This is a genomic window from Rhodococcus sp. P3_B8 (genome assembly GCF_056402775.1).
Genome location: NZ_JBFUGT010000433.1, coordinates 1 through 4,392, shown reverse-complemented (window position 1 = coordinate 4,392; position 4,392 = coordinate 1). Strand labels below are relative to the sequence as shown.

Here is a 4,392-nt window from a genome sequence, read left to right as displayed (position 1 = left end):
CTTGTGTTCCGTGAGAAGCTGACCCAGGCGACGCACCACCGCGCCGCGCTGGGGTGCGGGGACGGTACGCCACTCGAGAAAGGCCTCGTGCGCCGCGGTGATCGCCCGGTCCACGTCGTCCGCGCTGCTCGCGGTCACCGTGCGCAGTTCGGTCCCGGTGATCGGGGTGCGCGCGACGAGCGGTCCACCGGCGTCGGTGATCTCGGCGCCGCACCGGATCAGTGCTTCCTCGGCGCGTCGGCACAACTCCTCGGGGGCGGGAAGGTTCACGATGCTGTCCTCTCTCGGGTTCGATCCTGCTGCTGTCGGTGGAGCGTGAACGGGTCGTGCACGGGCCGGCCGAGTGTCTCGGCGAGCCGCGGTCGGTGGGTGAAGTACGCCGGCGCCCTCGTCTCGCGTTCGGCTTCCGCGCCCGGGCAACGCGGGCGCGGAGCTCTGACGTTTCGACCATGAGGCACCTTCGCTGGGCTAGCCTGCGCTGGTGGTGGATTCTTTTCGTAGCGACGGACCCCATACTCCTCTCGACGACATCGATCGGGTACTGATGCAGGAGTTGGTGGCCGACGGCCGGGCGACTCTGGCGACACTCGCCGAGAAGGCGGGGCTGTCGATCTCCGCCGTGCAGTCCAGGGTGCGCAGGCTCGAGGCCCGCAAAGTGATCCGCGGGTATACCGCGAAGATCGATCCGGATGCGCTCGGGCACGGTCTGTCCGCATTCGTCGCGATCACCCCTCTCGATCCGTCCCAGCCCGACGATGCCCCCGCCCGGTTGCGGAACCTCCCCGCGATCGAAGCGTGTCACTCGGTCGCGGGGGAGGAGAGCTACGTGCTGCTGGTGCGCGTCGCCTCCCCGCGGGAGCTGGAACACCTGCTGCAGGAGATCCGTGCCACCGCCAACGTACACACGCGCAGCACCATCATCTTGCAAACATTTTACGACAGGTGAGCTCTGTTCCGGATATGTTGCTGAATCGTCGCCGGTTCACAGGAATTTTGACGTAATCTCTCGGTATGAGCACAGCGATTCGATTTACCGGAGATGGGGGCGAGCTGCCGGCGAGCCAGGTGCACGACGTGCTGCGCGAGCGCATTCTGGTCGACGGTTTCGACCTGGTGCTCGACCTGGAACGCTCACGCGGTACGCATCTCGTCGACCAGCGGGACGGCACCAGCTATCTGGACATGTTCGGATTCTTCGCCTCGTCGGCGCTGGGGATGAACCATCCGGCGCTGGCGGACGACGACGCCTTTCGCCGGGAACTGGCAGCGGCGGCGATCAACAAACCGAGCAACTCCGACATCTATACCGTCCCGATGGCACGGTTCGTCGAGACGTTCGCCCGAGTGCTGGGCGATCCCGCACTGCCGCATCTCTTCTTCATCGACGGTGGCGCACTCGCCGTCGAGAACGCTCTGAAGGTGGCGTTCGACTGGAAGAACAGGCTCAACGAGAGCCGAGGCCTCGACCCGGCGCTCGGCACGAAGGTGCTCCATCTGACCGAGGCGTTCCACGGGCGCAGTGGATACACCATGTCGCTGACCAACACCGAGCCCGGCAAGGTGGCGCGGTACCCCAAGTTCGACTGGCCGCGCATCGACTCCCCATACCTCGCGGACGGGCGGGACGTCGTGGAAGCCGAGCGCCACGCGCTGAACCAGGCGCGGCACGCGTTCGCCGAGAACCCCTCGGACGTGGCGTGTTTCATCGCCGAACCGATCCAGGGTGAGGGCGGCGACCACCACTTCCGCCCGGAGTTCTTCCAGGCGATGGAGGCGCTCTGCCGGGAGAACGACGCCCTCTTCATATTCGACGAGGTGCAGACCGGGTGCGGTCTCACCGGCACCGCCTGGGCGTACCAGCAGTTGGGAGTGCACCCGGACGTCGTCGCGTTCGGCAAGAAGACTCAGGTCTGCGGCATCATGGCCGGCGGCCGGGTGGACGACATCCCCGACAACGTGTTCGCCGTGAGCTCCCGGATCAACTCCACCTGGGGTGGCAACCTCACCGACATGGTGCGGTCCCGCCGGATCCTCGAGATCGTCGAGGAGGACCGGCTCGTCGACCGAGCCCGGATGACCGGGGCGCATCTCCTCGAACGACTGCGGGAACTCGCACGCGCGAACGCCGAGGTGACCGAGCCGCGGGGACGCGGCCTCATGTGTGCCATCACGCTCCCCACCCCGCAGCGGCGGGACCGCGTCGTCGCCGACCTCAGGGACCGGGAGCGGGTGCTGATCCTGCCGACCGGCAAGCGCGGGATCAGGTTCCGCCCACCTCTGACGGTGACGACCGCCGAACTCGACGCCGCCGTGGATGCACTGGCCCGAGTGCTGGGCGGTACCGTCGACGCATGACGCCGATACCGCTCACGTCCGTGCCCAATCTGCGAGACGTCGGTGGCTACCGAACCCGGGGCGGCGCGAAAGTACGCACCGGCGTGTACTTCCGTTCGACCGATCTCAGCCGGGTCACGGACACGGACATGCCGCTGCTCGACGGCCTCGGGATCCGGACGGTGTACGACCTGCGCACCGCGGACGAGCGTGACGCGGCACCCGACACACTCCCGGACGGGGCCCGCGCCGTCGCGTTGGACGTCCTGGCCGACAAGGGGATCCGGTCGATTCCCGCGCAGATGCTCCAGGTGATCGCCGACCCGATGATCGCCGAACGGGAACTCGGCGGCGGGCGCGCGATCGAATACTTCGAGGGCAGCTACCGCGACTTCGTCGTGATGCCGAGCGCGGTCTCCTCGTACCGGGAGTTGTTCGGCGGCCTGGCCTCGAACGACAACACGCCTGCCCTCGTGCACTGCACCACCGGCAAGGACCGGACAGGATGGGCCACGGCGGCACTGCTGCTGCTCCTCGGAGTCAGCGAGGAAGACGTGTTCCACGACTACCTGCTGACCAACGAACTCCTGCTTCCGTCGTTCGCGGGCGTGTTCGAGAAGTTCGTCGACGCGGGTGGAGATCCGGCGTTGCTCGAGCCCGTGCTCGGAGTCCGCGAGCAGTATCTGGAGGTGTCCCTGGCCGTCATGCGGGAGCAGTACGGGACCGTCGAGCGGTACTTCTCCGACGGACTCGGCCTCGACGCCGGGGTTCAGACCCTGCTGCGGGAGCGCATGATCGCGGACTGAGCGGACAAGCCGAGCGCCACACCGACCATGTCGGCGCAGAGATCCCAGACCGAGCCGTGCCGGCCGATCGGAAGCACGCCCTGCAGAATCTCGGTGATCACCGCGAACGCCGCGAGCCAGAGCACGGTGATCCGTGGCGTCAGGAGCGCATACCGGGAGGCGGCCGCCAGCGCCGCGAACAGCAGGGCGTGCACCACCTTGTCGGCATGCTCGGGACCCGACGGCGTCGCGGACGCCGGGGACAGCAGCATGACCAGTGCCAGCACGGTGAGGGCTGCCACCGGAACGGATCGCATACTCACCGCTGGACCGTCAACCCCAACGCGCCCTCCGCAAACCGTTGCACCGCATCCGATCCGCTCGCGAGTGCGTCTTCGTGGCCGGTGCGCGCCCAGCCGGTGAGGGTGGCGGAGTCCCCGGACGGAGTGAGCCCCACCTCGGCGAGCAGTTCGCCGGTGTTGGGCTGGCAGATCGCCCACGAATAGTGCTCGTCGCTCAGCCACTGCGCGGTGCGGCGGGCGACGTACTCGGGTTCGGCGATTCCACCGTCCGCGAGCGCCGGACGATCGTCGACCCGTTCGTCCGCCCGCAGCGCGCGCAGGTACCAGCCACCCGCATTGACCTCGACAGGTTCCACGTCAGCGGTCCCGGTCTCGGCGGCGATCCCGGCCGTGGCGGTCGTCGCGGGTGCCGAACAGGATGGCGCCGGCGGCAGGGATCATCAGGAAGAACAGCCAGCTGTTGTCGACAGGAACGACGAAGAACAGCACGAGAGCGACGAGCGGGATCACCGACATCACGATGCGACGCCAGTTCTGGTCGTTGTCGGCACCGGCCGATTCGGCCTTGGCGGGGGTGCCGACCGCGGTCGCGGGGAGGTCGGTGAAGACTCGATCGAGCTCGCCGCGGGTGCTGGCATTCGTGACCGCGAGACTGCGCTCGTCGAATTCGGGGACCGTCAGACGGCCCGCCGCGAAATGTTCGCTCAACACGTTCAGGGCCTGCTCGCGTTCGGCAGTGCCGATGCGGATCTCGGGAACGTCAGACATGCGCACAGACTACTGTGAGTCCTTCTCGACCCCCGGGGGCCGAGAAGGACTCACGAGTGGTGCGGGCGCCTATTTCAGTTCGGCGAGGACGGTGCCCTGGGTGATGGCGGCGCCGGGTTCGACGGCGAGGCCGGTGACGACGCCGGCCTTGTGGGCGTTGACGGGGTTTTCCATCTTCATGGCCTCGAGGACGGCGATGAGGT

8 protein-coding genes are annotated in these 4,392 nt (G+C 67.7%); 3 read left to right on the top strand and 5 right to left on the bottom strand.

What is annotated here, in order from left to right; all coding sequences use genetic code 11:
* Positions 1-270 (bottom strand): aldehyde dehydrogenase family protein (locus AC1D1G_RS42260; RefSeq protein ID WP_477956605.1); only part of this gene is annotated, 270 nt, incomplete at its 3' end.
* 211 nt (positions 271-481) lie between these two features.
* On the opposite strand from AC1D1G_RS42260, the gene AC1D1G_RS42255 reads away from it, so the two are divergent.
* The 3 genes from AC1D1G_RS42255 (at position 482) to AC1D1G_RS42245 (ending at position 3,140) form a co-directional block, all read left to right on the top strand.
* Positions 482-946 carry an Lrp/AsnC family transcriptional regulator gene (locus AC1D1G_RS42255; protein WP_477956604.1) on the top strand — a complete coding sequence of 155 codons (465 nt, stop codon included), beginning with the start codon at positions 482-484 and terminating at the stop codon, positions 944-946.
* 65 nt (positions 947-1,011) lie between these two features.
* Positions 1,012-2,355, top strand: coding sequence for an L-lysine 6-transaminase (gene lat / locus AC1D1G_RS42250; protein ID WP_477956603.1), 1,344 nt, complete (start codon positions 1,012-1,014; stop codon positions 2,353-2,355).
* Positions 2,352-3,140, top strand: a complete 789-nt coding sequence (locus AC1D1G_RS42245; RefSeq protein ID WP_283353428.1) for a tyrosine-protein phosphatase — start codon at positions 2,352-2,354, stop codon at positions 3,138-3,140. The genes lat and AC1D1G_RS42245 overlap by 4 nt, the downstream gene beginning before the upstream one ends.
* Here AC1D1G_RS42245 and AC1D1G_RS42240 read toward each other — a convergent pair.
* From AC1D1G_RS42240 to AC1D1G_RS42225, 4 genes are all read right to left on the bottom strand, one after another.
* Positions 3,104-3,436 (bottom strand): VanZ family protein, encoded by a 333-nt coding sequence (locus AC1D1G_RS42240; RefSeq protein ID WP_280782731.1) that lies wholly within the window; start codon positions 3,434-3,436, stop codon positions 3,104-3,106. The two genes, AC1D1G_RS42245 and AC1D1G_RS42240, sit on opposite strands and share 37 nt — an antisense overlap.
* A 2-nt stretch (positions 3,437-3,438) precedes the next feature.
* Entirely contained in the window at positions 3,439-3,777 is a 339-nt protein-coding gene (locus tag AC1D1G_RS42235; RefSeq protein WP_105424002.1) for a hypothetical protein, read from the bottom strand.
* Between the two features lies 1 nt (position 3,778).
* Positions 3,779-4,189, bottom strand: a complete 411-nt coding sequence (locus tag AC1D1G_RS42230; protein WP_283353429.1) for a DUF1707 SHOCT-like domain-containing protein — start codon at positions 4,187-4,189, stop codon at positions 3,779-3,781.
* Between the two features lie 69 nt (positions 4,190-4,258).
* On the bottom strand, positions 4,259-4,392 hold a 134-nt coding region (locus AC1D1G_RS42225), incomplete at its 5' end, for an acyl-CoA carboxylase biotin carboxyl carrier protein subunit (RefSeq protein ID WP_477956606.1).